Raw genomic sequence first — 14,938 nt, 5'->3', positions numbered from 1 at the left:
CCGGGAGTTGGACGCCAGATCCAACCCCGAGGGATACATGAACAGATATGACGCTCGTTTCAAACTGCAGGTCGCCAAAGAGGCCTGCAAGACCTCCACATCAGTCAAAGCCGTTGCTCGTCGCCACAGCCTGGAGGCCTCCACGGTCAGGCGCTGGGTGGCGACCTATCGGCTGCATGGTTGGCGCGGATTTCATCGCCAGGCCCGGTTCTATGACCTCCCGTTCAAGCTGGCTGTCCTGAAAAAAATGAGCCAAGACGGCATGTCCGGGCGGGAGGCCACCACCTACTTCCAGATCGGTGATGCCGGCGCGGTGGGGCGATGGCGGCGCCTGTATGCTCAAGGCGGTGCCCAAGCGTTGGCACCGCCTCCGCCGCTGCCCCGAAAGCCGATGAAAAAGACCCGTTCGTCCAAGCCACCTGAGGAAATGAGCCGCGATGAGCTGCTCAAGGAAGTCGCCTATCTGCGTGCGGAGACCGACTACCTAAAAAAACTCGATGCCTTGATCCGGGAAGAGCAGGCGGCGCAAGACGCAAAGCGCAAGCCATCCAAGGATTGAGGCAGGTTCATACGCTGTCGCTTCTGCTCGAAGCGGCGGAGCTGTCACGCAGTACGTTCTATTACCAGAACCATGTCCTGGCCCATCCGGATCAGGACGAGGCAGCCCTGTGCGAGCGCATCCGTGCAATCTACGATCAAAGCCAAGGGCGCTATGGCTATCGCACGGTGACGCTGGAATTGGCCAATCAGGGTCATCGGACCAATCACAAGCGGGTACAGCGCCTGATGGGGGAGATGGGCCTGAAATCACGGGTACGGGTGAAGCGCTACCGGTCCTTCAAGGGGGCCGCCAATGTTGTGGTTGGCAATGACCTCAATCGCCAATTCCACGCCGAGCGCCCCAACCAGAAGTGGGTGACCGACGTGACCGAGTTCAAGGTACAAGGCATGAAGCTGTATCTGTCGCCGATCATGGACCTCTACAACGGCGAAATCGTGGCTTATCAGATCAAGCGCCAGCCCGTGTTCGATCTGGTAGGTCAGATGCTGGAGGAGGCCATCAAGAAGCTTTCGCCGGATGAGCGACCGATGATCCACTCCGACCAGGGCTGGCAGTACCAGCATGAAAACTACCGGCACATACTGGAGAAGCACTCTTTGAAACAAAGCATGTCCCGGCGTGGCAACTGCCTGGACAATGCAGCGATGGAGAGCTTCTTTGGGACGCTGAAGTCGGAGTTCTTTTACCTGAACAGCTTTGACAGCATCGAGAGTCTGGAGGCGGGGCTGGTGGAATACATCCAGTACTACAACCAAGAGCGAATAAAATTGAAATTGAAGGGCCTGAGCCCGGTACAGTACCGGGAGCAGACCCAACAGGCCCAATCGGCCGCCTGACCCCTGTCCAAGTCTCGGGGGTCACTTCACCATGGGGGCTTGGTCGCCGCATCCATGCGGCTCACACCCCTGCATGCCCACACCGTTCCGCCTTCGACAGATTTCAGCGTCGGACGGCAAAGGTATTGTTGTTATCGGAGGGGTAGAGAAATGTAGAGTCGAGCCATGCTCGACTTAGAGCGAAGCGACCCGCTGTTGCTCTGCTTTTCTTTGATCTTCCGTGGCTGGCGCACACGGAAACTGTCAGAGGCCGGGCGGGGTGGGCTGCGCAGGGGCGTGAGCCGCATGGATGCGGCGACCGAGCTTACATGGACGTACTTGCAGCGGCCCCTGCGCAGTCCATCCCGCCCGGCCCAGCACGGCTGTTGCTTCAACCATACCCCCAGCCAGCCACGAGGGGCTCCGCCGTTGGCCGTATCCGCGCCGAAGGCGCGATAATGACCGGATGGAAACCGTCCGCATCGCCACCCGCAAGAGCCCGCTCGCCCTCTGGCAGAGCGAACACGTCGCTGACCGCCTGCGCCAGGCCCATCCCGGCCTGCATGTGGAACTGGTGCCGATGAGCACCCGCGGTGACGAGGTGCTCGACCGCTCGCTGGCCGCGATCGGTGGCAAGGGCCTGTTCCTGAAGGAACTGGAGCTGGCCATGCTGCGCGGTGAGGCCGACTGCGCCGTGCATTCTTTGAAGGACGTGCCGATGGAACTGGACGAGCCGTTCGCGCTGCCGGCAATCCTGCCCCGACACGATCCGGCCGATGGCTTCGTCTCCAACCTGTACGCCTCGCTGGACGCGCTGCCGATCGGCGCGCGGGTCGGTACCTCGTCGCTGCGCCGCCAGGCCCAGCTGCGCGCGCTGCGCCCGGACCTGGAGCTGCTCGACCTGCGCGGTAACGTCAACACCCGCCTGGCCAAGCTCGACAACGGCGGCTACGACGCCATCGTGCTGGCCGTGGCCGGCCTGGAGCGCCTGGGCCTGGGTGAGCGCATCGTCGCGCGCCTGCAACCGCCGCAGTGGTTGCCGGCCCCGGCGCAGGGCGCGGTGGCGGTGGAGTGCGATGGCGGCAATGCGCACCTGAGGGCGCTGTTCGGCCAGCTTGATGACGCGGCTACCCGTGCCTGCGTGGAAGCCGAGCGGGCAATGAACCGTGCGCTGCATGGCAGCTGCCATGTGCCGGTGGCGGCCATCGCGCAGTGGCAGGGCGACGACCTGCACCTGCAGGGGCTGGTTGGCAGCGCCAGCGATGGCCGTGCGGTGCGTGCCGAGGCGGTGGGCCCGGCCAATGCCCCGGAAGCGCTGGGCCAGCGCGTGGCGAACATGCTGCTGGACGATGGCGCCGGCGAACTGCTGAACGTCTGAACCATCGCAGGTAGTGCCGGCCGCTGGCCGGCAACCTCTTGCCCCGATTGAATGCAGTTGCCGGCCAGCGGCCGGTACTGCCGAAAGCAGAACGGGCGCCCTCGGCGCCCGTTCTGCTTATTTGAACTTGTAGACCACGTTCATCGTGGTCAGCGTATCGGTCTTGCGCTTGTCGACAGCGACGTCGCTGTTGTAACGCGCCTGCCAACCGGCCTTCAGCGCCAGGTGCTCGTTCATGCTCACCGAGACACCGAAGTCGTTCTGGCCGAAGGTGTTGTACGAACCGGACTCGACCAGCAGCGTGTTCACCAGATCGGTGTTGTCGGTCAGCGAGTACTTCATGTCGAACAGGCCACGGCCGATCATGCCGGTGCGGGTGCGGTCGTCCTCGGTGCTGTGGGTGCGGCGCACACCGGGACCGATCTGCGCGTCGAACGAGAAGCGCTCGGTGTTCCACAGGCGGGTGCCGTAACCCAGGCCGAACGAGCTCTGGCGGTCGTAGGTGGCGAAGTCATCGCGCTCGGTACGCACCGTGGCGGTCAGCTGGCGGTGCTCGCCCAGCTGCAGCGCGCTGCCGGCACTGCCGGTGTAGCGATTGGCCGTGGTGTTGTTGCGGCGGGTGGTGGTGCCGTCATCGCGGGTCTCGGTCACCTTGGAGCTGGAGCGCAGGCCGGCCAGGTCCATGCTGTGAACCCAGTCGCCGTCGGTGTAGCGAAGGCGCAGGCGGCCGTTGAAGCTCTCGGTGCTGCTGTTGCCGCGTGCCGAAGCGAAGCCGAGCTCGCCGCCACTGCCGCTCCACGGCGAGGACATCGCCGCCAGTTCGGAGGCATCCTGTGCGTACGCGAGCGGCGCGCACAGCAGCAGGGGGATCAGCAGGGACACGCGCAGGAACATCGGGACTACTCCGAAGCGGTTGACAGCCGGTGATGATACTGGAAGCGTGATGGCGGTCCGAATCGATCCAAACGCCCGCTTCAGCAGACGTTGCCGCGACCGCCCATTCAGGGCAGATCGACGCGCAACGCCGGGTCGTTGAAGCGCGAATAGCGCAGCCGCAGCTGGAAACTGCGGCCATTGCTGCTGCCGCTGCGCACGATCTGGCGTGGCAGGCCCTGGGCATCCACCCAGTACTCCAGGCGTTCGCCGGGCTGGTTTCCGCGCAGCCGGTAGTGACGGGTCTCGACCCCGTCCAGCGCCTGGCTGCCGAGATCTTCGGCCTTCAGGTCGGCGGGCAGGGCGTCGGCCGGCAGCGGGTTGCGCCACTGCTCGAGCAGGCCGGGCGGGGCCGGCACCTGGCGGATCGCACCGTCGGCCTGCAGGAACAGGGTGTCGCCGATGATGGTCTGCGGCCCGGCCGGGGTCTCCACCCGGAAACGGTCGGGTGCAACGAAGTCCATGGCGCTGCGTACCCGCTGCGGCGCGCCCAGCACTTCCAGTTCGGCGTGGAAGCTGCGCAGGGCGGCGAAACGCTGGCTGGCGCCCAGCACCGCCTGTGCCGGATCGGCGGCGGGTACCGGGGCCTCGGTGCCCGCGGGCGCCGGCGCGCGATCGCAGGCGGCCAGCAGCAGGCAGGCCAGCAGGGACAGGGCAGGCAACCGGCGCATCGGGCATTCCATGGGGTGGGGGCGACCACGATAGCCCAAACGTCCCACACAAGACCCGCGACTCGGACATAATCGGGGGTATGGACCGATACGAACGCATCACCGCCCTGCATCGTCTGCTCAAGTCCGCGCGCTATCCGGTGACGGTGGCGACCCTGCAGGACAAGCTCGGTTGTTCCCGTGCCACCGTCTACCGCGACCTGGCCTTCCTGCGCGATGCGCTGATGGCACCGATCGAGGGCGACGGCGAGGCAGGCTTCCGTTACCAGGCCGACGAGAGCGACCGCTTCGAACTGCCTGGCCTATGGCTCAGCTCGGAGGAGCTGCATGCCCTGCTGGCTTCGCAACACCTGCTGGCGCGCACCGGCGGTGGCGTGCTGTCGTCGGTGCTGGCGCCGCTGCAGCAGCGCATCGAGAGCCTGCTGGCGGCCCAGGCGGGCGTGTCCAGCTGGCCGGTGGACCGCGTGCGGGTGATTCCGCACCGTGGCCGCAAGTTTGACGAAGGCAGCTTCCGCAGCGTCGCATCGGCCGTGCTGGAGCGCCGCCAGCTGGCGTTCGAGTACCGTGCCCGTTCCACCGACGAGCCGACCAAGCGTACCGTCTCGCCGCAGCGCCTGACCCATTATCGCGACAACTGGTACCTGGATGCCTGGGACCATGACCGCGAGGCGCTGCGCAGTTTCGCCGTGGACCGCATCCACAAGGCACGGGTGATCGACAGCACCGCCCGCGATGTCGCCGACAGCGAGCTGGACGAGCAGCTCGGCGCCAGCTATGGCATTTTTTCTGGTGCGCCGAAGGGCTGGGCGACCATCCTGTTCAGCGCCAAGGCCGCGCGCTGGGTGGCCGACGAGCACTGGCATTCCAAGCAGCAGGGCCGCTTCCTGGCCGATGGCCGCTACGAACTGAAGGTGCCGTACAGCGTCTCGCGCGAGCTGCTGATGGACGTGCTGCACTATGGTTCGGATGCCGAGATCATCGAGCCGGTGATGCTGCGCGAGCAGGCCAAGGCGCTGCTCGAGCTGGCCCTGAGCAACTACGAAAAATCCTGACACTCCCCCCGAGAACCCTTCCGCCCATGAAGAAGACCCTGTTGCTGCCCCTGCTCGCCGCTGCGCTGGCCCTGACCGCCTGCGGCACGTCCGGCGAGCCCTCGCAGAAGCTGGTGGTGGCCGCCACGGCCGTGCCGCATGCCGAGATCCTTGAAGTGGTCAAGCCGATCCTCAAGCAGGAAGGCGTGGACCTGGACGTGCGCGTGTTCAACGACTACGTGCAGCCCAACGACCAGCTGGTGCAGAAGCAGGTGGACGCCAACTACTTCCAGACCGAGCCGTACCTGGATGCCTACAACCGCGATCGCAAGACCGATCTGGTGAAGGTGATCGGCGTGCACATCGAGCCGTTCGGTGCCTATTCGCGCAAGGTCAAGTCGCTGGCCGAGCTGCGCGACGGTGCCGACGTGGTGATCCCGAACGACCCGAGCAACAACAGCCGTGCGCTGATCCTGCTGCACAAGGCCGGCGTGATCGAGCTGAAGGATCCGGCCAACGCGCTGTCGACCCTGCGTGACATCACCGCCAACCCGAAGAACCTGAAGTTCCGCGAACTCGACTCGGCGATGCTGCCGCGCGTGCTGGACCAGGTGGACCTGGCACTGATCAACACCAACTACGCGCTGGATGCCGGCCTCAAACCGACCAAGGACGCTCTGGCGATCGAGAGCAAGGATTCGCCTTACGTGAACTTCCTGGTCGCGCGCCCGGACAACAAGGACGACGCCCGTGTGCAGAAACTGGCCCAGGCCCTGACCAGTCCGCAGGTGAAGGCCTTCATCGAAACCAAGTACAAGGGCGCGGTGCTGCCGGCGTTCTGACCGGCGCTACGGGCGTTGTGGCCATGCGGTGGTGCCGGCCGCTGGCCGGCAATCTGCAAACGCCGCCAAAGATCATGGGGGTGCCGGCCAGCGGCCGGCACCACCCTCAATCGACGTGGAAGGCGAGGGTGGCGGCAACCGCCTGCTGCCATCCTGCATACAGCTTCTCGCGCCGGGACACCTCCATCTGTGGCTCGAAGCGCCGGTCCAGGCCCCATTGCGCGGTGATCTGTTCGCGGCTGGACCAGAACCCGACGGCCAGGCCGGCCAGATAGGCCGCACCGAGCGCGGTGGTTTCGGTCAACCGCGGCCGCAGCAGCGGCACACCGAGGATGTCTGCCTGGAAGCTGGCCAGGAAGTCGTTGCCGATCGCACCGCCATCGGCGCGCAGTTCGGTCAGCGCGATACCGGCATCGGATTGCATTGCATCGAGCACGTCGCGGGTCTGGTAGGCCATCGCTTCCAGCGCGGCGCGCACGAAATGCGCCTTGCGGGTACCGCGGGTCAGGCCGAACATCGCGCCGCGCACATCGCTGCGCCAATAGGGCGCGCCGAGGCCGACAAACGCCGGCACCAGGTAGGCGCCGCCACTGTCGGGTACCTGTGCGGCCAGCGCCTGGCTGTCGCTGGCGCGTTCGATCATGCGCAGCCCGTCGCGCAGCCACTGCACCACCGAGCCGGCGATGAAGATCGACCCCTCCAGCGCATACTCCACGCGCCCGTCCAGGCCCCAGGCGATGGTGGTCAGCAGGCCGTTGCGCGAGCGTACCGCCTGCGTGCCGGTGTGCATCAGCATGAAGCAGCCGGTGCCGTAGGTGTTCTTGACCATGCCCGGCTGGAACCAGGCCTGGCCGAACAGCGCCGCCTGCTGGTCACCGGCGATGCCGGCGATCGGGATCGGGTGGTCGAAGAAGAACTGCGGCCGGGTGTGTGCGTACACCGCGCTGGAGTCGCGCACCTGCGGCAGCATCGCGCGCGGGATGTCCAGCAGCGCCAGCAGGTCTTCATCCCAGTCCAGCGTGTGGATGTTGAACAGCAGGGTGCGCGCGGCATTGCTGTAATCGGTCACGTGCGCCTGGCCACCGCTGAGGTTCCACACCAGCCAGCTGTCGATGGTGCCGAACAGGAGCTCGCCACGCTCGGCGCGCTGCTGCGCACCTTCCACGTGGTCGAGGATCCAGCGCACCTTGGTCGCGGAGAAATAGGCGTCGATCAGCAGGCCGGTCCGCTCGCGGACCAGCGCTTCATGCCCGTCGGACTTCAGCCGCTCGCAGATGGCGTGGCTCTGCCGCGATTGCCAGACGATCGCGTTGTGGATGGGCTGGCCGCTGGCGCGGTCCCAGACCACGGTGGTTTCGCGCTGGTTGGTGATGCCCAGCGCAGCGATATGGCGCGGATCGATCTGTTCGCGGCTGAGCAGTTCGGTCAGCGTGGCGTAGACGCTGGTAAGGATCTCGCGCGGGTCATGCTCGACCCAGCCGGGCTGGGGGAAGATCTGTGCGAATTCGCGCTGTGCACTGCCGACGATGTCGCCGGCACGGTCGAACAGGATCGCGCGCGAACTGGTGGTGCCCTGGTCGATGGCCAGCACGTAGCGGGGCGTCATGCAGCGTCTCCGGTAGAGCGGTCGGGGTAAGGTACCTCAGCTTTCTGCAGAGCCGGGCCATGCTCGGCTGCGTTGTGCGGATGCAACCGAGCATGGCCCGGCTCTACACGCTGGCTTGCTCCATCCACGCCTGCAGCCGTGCCACCTGCGCCGCGTCCAGCCGCAACCCCAGCTTGCTCCGCCGCCACAGCACGTCCTCGGCATTCGAGGCCCATTCGCGCTCACGCAGGAAAGCGACTTCCCGCGCGTGCAGGCCGCCGCCAAAGTCTTCGCCAAGATCGTTCACACCCTGCAGGCCATGCAGCAGCTCCGCGCTGCGGCTGCCGTAGGCGTCGGCCCAGCGGCGTGCGATTTCCTCGGGCAACCACGGTGCCAGCAACTGCAGGCGCGAGCACGCCTGCGTGGCGTCGCCCCAGTCGCTGCCAGGCAGCGGGTCTCCGCCTGCCGTCCACGCCGGGCCCATCTGCGGCAGCGCCGGCCGCAGCAGCTCCAGCGCTTCCTCGGCCAGCACCCGGTAGGTGGTGAGCTTGCCTCCCAGCACGTGCAGCGGCGGTGCCGGGTGGGACTGCAACTGCAGGCGGTAATCACGGCTGAGTCGTGCCGCACGCGGATCGGGATCGGCCAGCAACGGGCGTACGCCAGCGAACCGCCAGGCCACCTCCTCCGCTGCGATGGGATCACGCAGGTAGCGATTGGCCGCATCACACAGGTACGTCACCTCCGCAGGGAGCACGCTGCAGCGCGCCGGGTCACCGCGATAGTCGGTGTCGGTGGTGCCGACCAGCAGGTGGTCGTGGGCGAAGGGCAGAAGGAACACCACGCGCCCATCGGGCTGCTGCAGCAGGCAGGCGCTGTCGCTGGGCCAGGGGCGGCGCAGCACGATGTGGCTGCCCTGCACCAGGCGCAGCGCGGGGCCATCGCCGCGCCCCTGCATCTGTTCCAGCAGGCCGCCGGCCCACGGACCAGCCGCATTGGCAACGGCGCGCGCAGTCACCGGGTGCGGCTGGCCATCGGCGGATTCCAGAACGGCCTGCCATCGGCCGTGAACGGGGCGCAGGTCGATGCAGCGGCTGCGGACCCGCACCTGTGCGCCGCGCTGCGCGGCATCCAGGGCGTTGAGCAGCACCAGCCGCGCGTCATCGACCTGCGCATCGGCGTAGCTGAAGCCGATGCGCAGCGAGGGGGAGAGCCAGCGACCCAGCGGATCGCGTTGCAGGTCCAGTGCGTGCGATGCGGGAAACGCAGGGCTGCGCCGGCCCAGATGGTCGTACAGCCACAGTCCCGCGCGCAGCATCCAGCGCGGGCGCAGGTGCGGTTCCCAGGGCAGGACGAAACGCAGAGGATGGACCAGGTGAGGGGCTTGCCGGCGTACCGTCTCACGCTCACCCAGCGCTTTGCGCACCAGGCCGAATTCGCCCTGTTCGAGGTAGCGAAGGCCGCCGTGGACCAGTTTGCTGCTGGCACTGGAGGTATGCGCGGCCAGGTCATGCTGTTCGCACAGCAGGACGCGCAGTCCGCGTCCGCTGGCATCACGGGCGATGCCGGCGCCGTTGATGCCGCCACCGATCACCAGCAGGTCGACTTCCTCCATCGCGCCTTCGCACCCTGTTTGTCTAGAGCCGAGCCCATGCTCGGCTGCTTTCCCGATAGTCGAGCATGGGCTCGACTCTACAAAAAGGCAGTCGAGCATGGGCTCGACTCTACAGAACGCGGGTGACGGAAACGACGACGGGCCCCGAAGGGCCCGTCGCGTTACATCAGTGAAGCAGGTGCAGCCTGGATCAGAAGCGGGCGCCGATGCCGAAGCCGACGGTCCACGGATCCATCTTGGCTTCGCCGATCTTTTCGCCGCCAACCTTCACGTCCGGGCGGGCGCGCATGTAGCGGGCGTCGGCACGGGCGAACCAGGTGGAGTTGATGTTCATGTCCACGCCGACGGTACCGATCACGCCCTTGGCATCCTTGAAGCGGATGTCGGTGTCAGCGCCGTTGCCCAGCTTCTCGTTGCTGAAGCTCGACTGGTAGTAGCCCACGCCCACGAACGGGCGGAACACGTTGTCAGCCTGGCCGAAGTGGTACTGGCCGCTCAGCGCGACCGGCTGCTGCTCGACCGAGCCCAGGCGGGCGTTGTTCGGGCCCTTGAACTTGTTTTCGAACTTGTCGGCAGCGCCCCACAGTTCAACGGCCCAGTTATCGTTGATGTAGTAGCTGAAGCTGACGGTCGGCGCCGGGCCGCCATCGGTCTTCTTCACGCCGGTGATCGGGTCGTTCTTCGGTTCCAGCAGCGAGATGCCGCCAACCACGGCAAAATGCTTGCCCGAGGCAGTGTCGGTGCTGCTGCTGTCCTGGGCGAAAGCGGCCGGTGCAAAGGCGGCGGAGGTCAGCAGGGCGAGACTCAGGATACGGATGGAGCGCATGGGGGTATCTCCTAATGTTTCTTGTTTTGGGCCCCCGGTTGCGGGGCGAGCACACCGTAGTCGCCCCAACATGAATCGAATCCGACGCACGTTAAAAAATAGTTTTCCTTGTTCAGCGACGGGTGCGGAATGCCTGCATTCATGGGGTTTTCGGCCCTCGCTGACATTCATGCAGTTGGAGAAGATGTGAGCGAAGCAACGTTGTGCATTGGCCTGCAAGCGCAGGTGAACGTGCAGTGCCGCGTGCTGCTGCTGGGCTCGATGCCAGGCGTGGCGTCGCTGCAGGAGCAGCGCTACTACGCGCATCCGCGCAACCGTTTCTGGCCGTTGATGGCCGATATCTGTGGCTTCAGTGCGGATCTGCCCTATGCAGCGCGGCTGCAGGCGTTGAACGCCGCAGGCATCGGCCTGTGGGATGTGATCGGCCGTTGTGAGCGCCGGGGCAGTCTGGATGCGGACATCGTGCGTGGCACGGAAGTGCCCAATGCACTGCCGGAACTGATCGCCGCGTTGCCCGAGCTGAAGCTGGTCGGCTGCAATGGCGCCGCGTCAGCGCAGGCATTCCAGCGTTGGGTGCTGCCACGGTTGGAGGCCCCGCCGAAACGGGTGGTACTGCCGTCGACCAGCCCGGCCAATGCGGCCTGGTCGCTGCCGCGCCTGCGCCAGGCCTGGCAGCCGGTGGCAGACGCACTGGCGACATGAAGCGGACATCGTAGGGACAATACGCTACCGACTGGTGGCAGGCGCAACCCATGGGCAACAGCGTGTCCCGGCTGCGTGCGTACTGAAAACACCTGTAACGGTTGGCGCTGGACCCCGCTGGCCGCACAATAGACGTTTCCCTACACCAGATTGCCGGAGTTATCCCCATGGCCGAAATCAAGGAAGCACTTGTCCCCGATATCGGTGACTACAGCGATATCCCGGTAATCGAGGTGCTTGTCGCCGTCGGCGACACGGTCAAGAAGGACCAGGGGCTGGTGACGCTGGAAAGCGACAAGGCGACCATGGAAGTGCCGTCCTCGGTGGCTGGCGTGGTCAAGGAGCTGAAGGTCAAGGTGGGCGACAGCCTGTCCGAAGGCAAGGTCGTGGCCCTGATCGAAGTGGCTGAAGGCGAAGCGGAAGCCGCCAAGCCGGCGGCTGCCGCGCCGGCGCCGGCCAAGGCCGCTGCCCCGGCTGCCGCTACCCAGAGCGCGCCGGCCCCGGCCGCAGCTGCCCCGGCTGCCAGCGGTGGTGCCGTTGAAGCGCTGGTGCCGGACATCGGCGACTACGCCGGCATTCCGGTCATCGAAGTCCTGGTCGCCGTTGGCGACACGGTCAAGAAGGACCAGGGCCTGGTCACGCTGGAAAGCGACAAGGCCACCATGGAAGTGCCGTCCTCGGTGGCCGGTGTGGTCAAGGAGATCAAGGTCAAGGTCGGCGACAACCTGTCGCAGGGCGATGTGGTTGCGATCATCGAGGCCGAGGGCGCTGCCGCGCCGGCACCGACCAAGGCCGCCGCTGCCGCCGCGCCTGCAGCCGCTGAGACAGCCACCAAGGTCGAGCCGGTCGCCGTTCCGGCGCAGCCGGACAAGCTGGCGGCCCGCGAGATCGCCTCGGCCGGTACCCCGTCCAGCCCGCCGGTGCAGTTCAACGCTGATGGCGTGCTGCCGGCCAAGGTGCCGTATGCCACCCCGGCGGTGCGTGTGTTCGCCCGCGAACTGGGCGTGGACCTGCTGCAGATCAACGGCACCGAGAAGGGCGGCCGCATCACCAAGGCTGACGTGCAGAAGTTCGTCAAGGCCGCGCTCAGCGGTGGCGTGCCGGCTGCCGGCGGTGCTGCCGTCGCTGCCGGTGGTGGCCTGAACCTGCTGCCCTGGCCGAAGGTCGACTTCAGCAAGTTCGGCGAGACCGAAGTCCAGCCGCTGTCGCGCATCAAGAAGATCTCCGGCGCGAACCTGGCCCGCAACTGGGCGATGATCCCGCACGTCACCCAGTTCGACCAGGCCGACATCACCGACCTGGAAGCGCTGCGCGTGGCGCTGAACAAGGAGAACGAGAAGGCCGGCATCAAGCTGACCATGCTTGCTTTCCTGATCAAGGCCAGCGCCGCGGCGCTGAAGAAGTTCCCGGAATTCAACGCCTCGCTCGATGCCAGCGGCGAAAACCTGACCCTGAAGAAGTACTTCCACATCGGCTTCGCCGCCGACACGCCGAACGGCCTGGTCGTGCCGGTGATCCGCGACGTGGACAAGAAGGGCGTGGTGCAGATCGCGCAGGAAACCGGCGAACTGGCCAAGAAGGCGCGCGACGGCAAGCTCGGCCCGGCCGACATGAGCGGCGGCTGCTTCTCGATCAGCTCGCTGGGCGGCATCGGTGGCACCGCGTTCACCCCGATCGTCAATGCACCGGAAGTGGCCATCCTCGGTGTCTCCAAGTCGTCCATCCAGCCGGTCTGGAACGGCAAGGAATTCGCACCGAAGCTGATGCTGCCGCTGTCGCTGAGCTACGACCACCGCGTCATCGACGGCGCCCTGGCCGCACGCTTCACCACGTACCTGTCGCAGGTACTGGCCGACATGCGCCGCGTGCTGCTGTAAAGCACCGCTTCGCCCCCACCGTGCGGCCGCAGCCCCTGGCGCGGCCGCGTGAACAGATGCAGTGACAGCCCACCGGCCATGCCGGTCGGGCACGAGGAAAACCCACCATGGCCACGATTGAAGTCAAGGTTCCCGACATCGGCGATTACAGCGATGTGCCGGTGATCGAAGTGTTGGTCGCCGTCGGCGACACGGTGAAGAAGGATCAGGGTCTGGTGACCCTGGAATCGGACAAGGCCACCCTGGAAGTGCCGTCCTCGGCTGCCGGCGTGGTCAAGGAAATCAAGGTCAAGCTGGGCGACACCCTGTCCGAAGGCGCCGTGGTCGTGGTGCTGGACGCTGAAGGCGCCGCCGAAGCCCCGGCCAAGGCCGCTGCGCCGACTCCGGCTGCGGCCGCTCCGGCCAGCAAGCCGCCGGTGACCCCATCGCACCGCGCCCCGGCTGAACCGGCTGCGCCGAAGCCGGCGCTGTCCAGCGGCAAGCCGGCCGACATCGAATGCGAAATGGTCGTGCTGGGCTCCGGCCCGGGCGGCTACACCGCCGCCTTCCGCGCCGCCGACGTCGGCCTGGATACGGTGCTGGTCGAGCGCTACGCCAGCCTCGGCGGCGTCTGCCTCAACGTCGGTTGCATTCCGTCCAAGGCGCTGCTGCACGCCGCCGCGGTAATCGACGAAGTGGCCCATGCCGGTGATTTCGGCGTCGAGTTCGGCAAGCCGACCATCACCCTGGACAAGCTGCGCCAGTACAAGGAAAAGGTCGTCAACCAGCTGACCAAGGGCCTGGCCGGCATGGCCAAGCAGCGCAAGGTCCGCAACGTGCAGGGCGTCGGCAGGTTCATCTCGGCCAACGAGATGGAGATCACCGCCGCTGACGGCAGCACCCAGCTGCTGCGCTTCCAGAAGTGCATCATCGCTGCCGGTTCGCAGGCGGTGAAGCTGCCGAACTTCCCGTGGGACGACGCGCGCGTGATGGACTCCACCGATGCGCTGGAGCTGGCCGAAGTGCCGGGCTCGCTGCTGGTCGTCGGCGGCGGCATCATCGGCCTGGAAATGGCCACCGTGTACAGCGCGCTGGGCAGCAAGGTCACTGTGGTCGAGTTCATGGACCAGCTGATGCCGGGCGCCGACAAGGACCTGGTCAAGCCGCTGGCCGATCGCCTGAAGAAGCAGGGCATCGAAGTCCACCTGAAGACCAAGGCCTCGGGCGTCACCGCCGATGCCAAGGGCATCACCGTGACCTTTGAAGCTGCCGAGGAAGGCCAGGCGCCTGCGCTGGCGCAGGGCACCTTCGACCGTGTGCTGGTGGCCGTCGGGCGTTCGCCGAACGGCAAGAAGATCGATGCCGAGAAGGCCGGCGTGCAGGTCACCGAGCGTGGCTTCATCCCGGTGGATCGCCAGATGCGCACCAACGTGCCGCACATCTTTGCCATCGGCGACATCGTCGGCAACCCGATGCTGGCCCACAAGGCCACGCACGAAGGCAAGCTGGCCGCCGAAGTGGCTGCCGGCCACAAGAAGGAGTGGGTGGCCCGTGTGATTCCGTCGGTGGCCTACACCAACCCGGAAATCGCCTGGGTCGGCGTGACCGAGACCGAAGCCAAGGCCAAGGGCCTGAAGGTCGGCGTGGCCAAGTTCCCGTGGGCTGCCAGTGGCCGCGCGATCGGCATCGGCCGTACCGAGGGCTTCACCAAGCTGATCTTCGACGAAGAGACCCACCGCATCATCGGTGGTGCGATCGTTGGCGTGCATGCCGGTGACCTGCTGGCCGAGATCGGCCTGGCCATCGAGATGGGTGCGGAAGCCGAAGACATCGGCCACACCATCCACGCCCACCCGACGCTGAGCGAGTCGGTGGCGATGGCGTCGGAAATCTACGACGGCACGATCACCGATCTGTACATGCCGAAGAAGAAGTAAGGCGCCCGCGCCGTTCCAAATGAAAAGCCCCGGCGTTTGCCGGGGTTTTTTTGTTGAGCCTCGATCACTCTCATTGCGAGCGTTCGGGCTGCCGCGCGGGTGGCAGGCATTTGGGCAAATGTTCCCGTCACCCGCCTGCGGCGGTCGCCTCCTCCTTTACTTTGTCCAAACGCCTGCCACCCGCACAG

At 66.3% G+C, this 14,938-nt stretch carries 12 protein-coding genes; 7 read left to right on the top strand and 5 right to left on the bottom strand.

Going from position 1 to position 14,938, the window contains the following annotated elements:
• Positions 1-37 precede the first annotated feature (37 nt).
• Both ROV95_RS00635 and hemC read left to right on the top strand, forming a co-directional pair.
• A protein-coding gene (locus ROV95_RS00635; protein ID WP_312542217.1) for an IS3 family transposase occupies positions 38-1,398 on the top strand; the annotation gives its coding sequence in 2 pieces (ribosomal slippage) (positions 38-485 and positions 485-1,398; 1,362 coding nt in all).
• A 445-nt stretch (positions 1,399-1,843) separates the two neighbouring features.
• A complete protein-coding gene (hemC, locus tag ROV95_RS00630; protein ID WP_019660744.1) occupies positions 1,844-2,755 on the top strand; it encodes a hydroxymethylbilane synthase in 912 nt (303 codons plus the stop codon).
• 117 nt (positions 2,756-2,872) lie between these two features.
• On the opposite strand, the gene ROV95_RS00625 is transcribed toward hemC, so the two are convergent.
• Both ROV95_RS00625 and ROV95_RS00620 read right to left on the bottom strand, forming a co-directional pair.
• Positions 2,873-3,649, bottom strand: a complete 777-nt coding sequence (locus ROV95_RS00625) for a DUF481 domain-containing protein (RefSeq protein WP_019660743.1) — start codon at positions 3,647-3,649, stop codon at positions 2,873-2,875.
• Between the two features lie 107 nt (positions 3,650-3,756).
• Entirely contained in the window at positions 3,757-4,359 is a 603-nt protein-coding gene (locus ROV95_RS00620) for a hypothetical protein (RefSeq protein WP_069139700.1), read from the bottom strand.
• 80 nt (positions 4,360-4,439) lie between these two features.
• Between ROV95_RS00620 and ROV95_RS00615 the strand changes: the two genes are divergently transcribed.
• Positions 4,440-5,411: a YafY family protein gene (locus ROV95_RS00615; protein ID WP_019660741.1), complete on the top strand. Its 972-nt coding sequence runs from the start codon at positions 4,440-4,442 to the stop codon at positions 5,409-5,411.
• Positions 5,412-5,437: 26 nt separating this feature from the next.
• The gene (locus ROV95_RS00610; protein WP_312542210.1) at positions 5,438-6,232 is read left to right on the top strand and encodes a MetQ/NlpA family ABC transporter substrate-binding protein; all 795 of its coding nucleotides are present in this window, start codon (positions 5,438-5,440) and stop codon (positions 6,230-6,232) included.
• Between the two features lie 106 nt (positions 6,233-6,338).
• Here ROV95_RS00610 and glpK read toward each other — a convergent pair whose 3' ends face one another.
• From glpK to ROV95_RS00595, 3 genes are all read right to left on the bottom strand, one after another.
• Complete coding sequence (gene glpK, locus ROV95_RS00605) at positions 6,339-7,838, bottom strand: glycerol kinase GlpK (RefSeq protein WP_312542208.1); 1,500 nt, start codon at positions 7,836-7,838, stop codon at positions 6,339-6,341.
• Between the two features lie 103 nt (positions 7,839-7,941).
• Entirely contained in the window at positions 7,942-9,429 is a 1,488-nt protein-coding gene (glpD, locus tag ROV95_RS00600) for a glycerol-3-phosphate dehydrogenase (protein ID WP_312542206.1), read from the bottom strand.
• 190 nt (positions 9,430-9,619) lie between these two features.
• Positions 9,620-10,255 (bottom strand): OmpW family outer membrane protein, encoded by a 636-nt coding sequence (locus tag ROV95_RS00595; RefSeq protein ID WP_019660737.1) that lies wholly within the window; start codon positions 10,253-10,255, stop codon positions 9,620-9,622.
• Between the two features lie 186 nt (positions 10,256-10,441).
• On the opposite strand from ROV95_RS00595, the gene ROV95_RS00590 reads away from it, so the two are divergent.
• The 3 genes from ROV95_RS00590 (at position 10,442) to lpdA (ending at position 14,750) form a co-directional block, all read left to right on the top strand.
• Positions 10,442-10,957 carry a DNA-deoxyinosine glycosylase gene (locus ROV95_RS00590; protein WP_058978691.1) on the top strand — a complete coding sequence of 172 codons (516 nt, stop codon included), beginning with the start codon at positions 10,442-10,444 and terminating at the stop codon, positions 10,955-10,957.
• A gap of 167 nt (positions 10,958-11,124) precedes the next feature.
• Positions 11,125-12,834, top strand: coding sequence for a dihydrolipoyllysine-residue acetyltransferase (gene aceF, locus ROV95_RS00585; RefSeq protein ID WP_111102934.1), 1,710 nt, complete (start codon positions 11,125-11,127; stop codon positions 12,832-12,834).
• Positions 12,835-12,941: 107 nt separating this feature from the next.
• The gene (gene lpdA / locus ROV95_RS00580) at positions 12,942-14,750 is read left to right on the top strand and encodes a dihydrolipoyl dehydrogenase (RefSeq protein ID WP_019660734.1); all 1,809 of its coding nucleotides are present in this window, start codon (positions 12,942-12,944) and stop codon (positions 14,748-14,750) included.
• The last annotated feature ends 188 nt before the right edge of the window (positions 14,751-14,938 follow it).

The organism is Stenotrophomonas maltophilia group sp. msm1, assembly GCF_032025805.1.
GTDB classification, from domain to species: Bacteria; Pseudomonadota; Gammaproteobacteria; order Xanthomonadales; family Xanthomonadaceae; genus Stenotrophomonas; species Stenotrophomonas hibiscicola.
The sequence above is the reverse complement of the archived record's forward strand: the minus strand, read 5'-3'. Positions and strand labels throughout refer to the sequence as shown.

What these genes read in the sequence shown, in the direction of transcription:
- hemC (WP_019660744.1), top strand. Translation starts at nt 1,844, where the DNA reads ATGGAAACCGTCCGCATCGCCACCCGCAAGAGCCCGCTCGCCCTCTGG.
- ROV95_RS00625 (WP_019660743.1), bottom strand. Translation starts at nt 3,649, where the DNA reads ATGTTCCTGCGCGTGTCCCTGCTGATCCCCCTGCTGCTGTGCGCGCCG.
- ROV95_RS00620 (WP_069139700.1), bottom strand. Translation starts at nt 4,359, where the DNA reads ATGCGCCGGTTGCCTGCCCTGTCCCTGCTGGCCTGCCTGCTGCTGGCC.
- ROV95_RS00615 (WP_019660741.1), top strand. Translation starts at nt 4,440, where the DNA reads ATGGACCGATACGAACGCATCACCGCCCTGCATCGTCTGCTCAAGTCC.
- ROV95_RS00610 (WP_312542210.1), top strand. Translation starts at nt 5,438, where the DNA reads ATGAAGAAGACCCTGTTGCTGCCCCTGCTCGCCGCTGCGCTGGCCCTG.
- glpK (WP_312542208.1), bottom strand. Translation starts at nt 7,838, where the DNA reads ATGACGCCCCGCTACGTGCTGGCCATCGACCAGGGCACCACCAGTTCG.
- glpD (WP_312542206.1), bottom strand. Translation starts at nt 9,429, where the DNA reads ATGGAGGAAGTCGACCTGCTGGTGATCGGTGGCGGCATCAACGGCGCC.
- ROV95_RS00595 (WP_019660737.1), bottom strand. Translation starts at nt 10,255, where the DNA reads ATGCGCTCCATCCGTATCCTGAGTCTCGCCCTGCTGACCTCCGCCGCC.
- aceF (WP_111102934.1), top strand. Translation starts at nt 11,125, where the DNA reads ATGGCCGAAATCAAGGAAGCACTTGTCCCCGATATCGGTGACTACAGC.
- lpdA (WP_019660734.1), top strand. Translation starts at nt 12,942, where the DNA reads ATGGCCACGATTGAAGTCAAGGTTCCCGACATCGGCGATTACAGCGAT.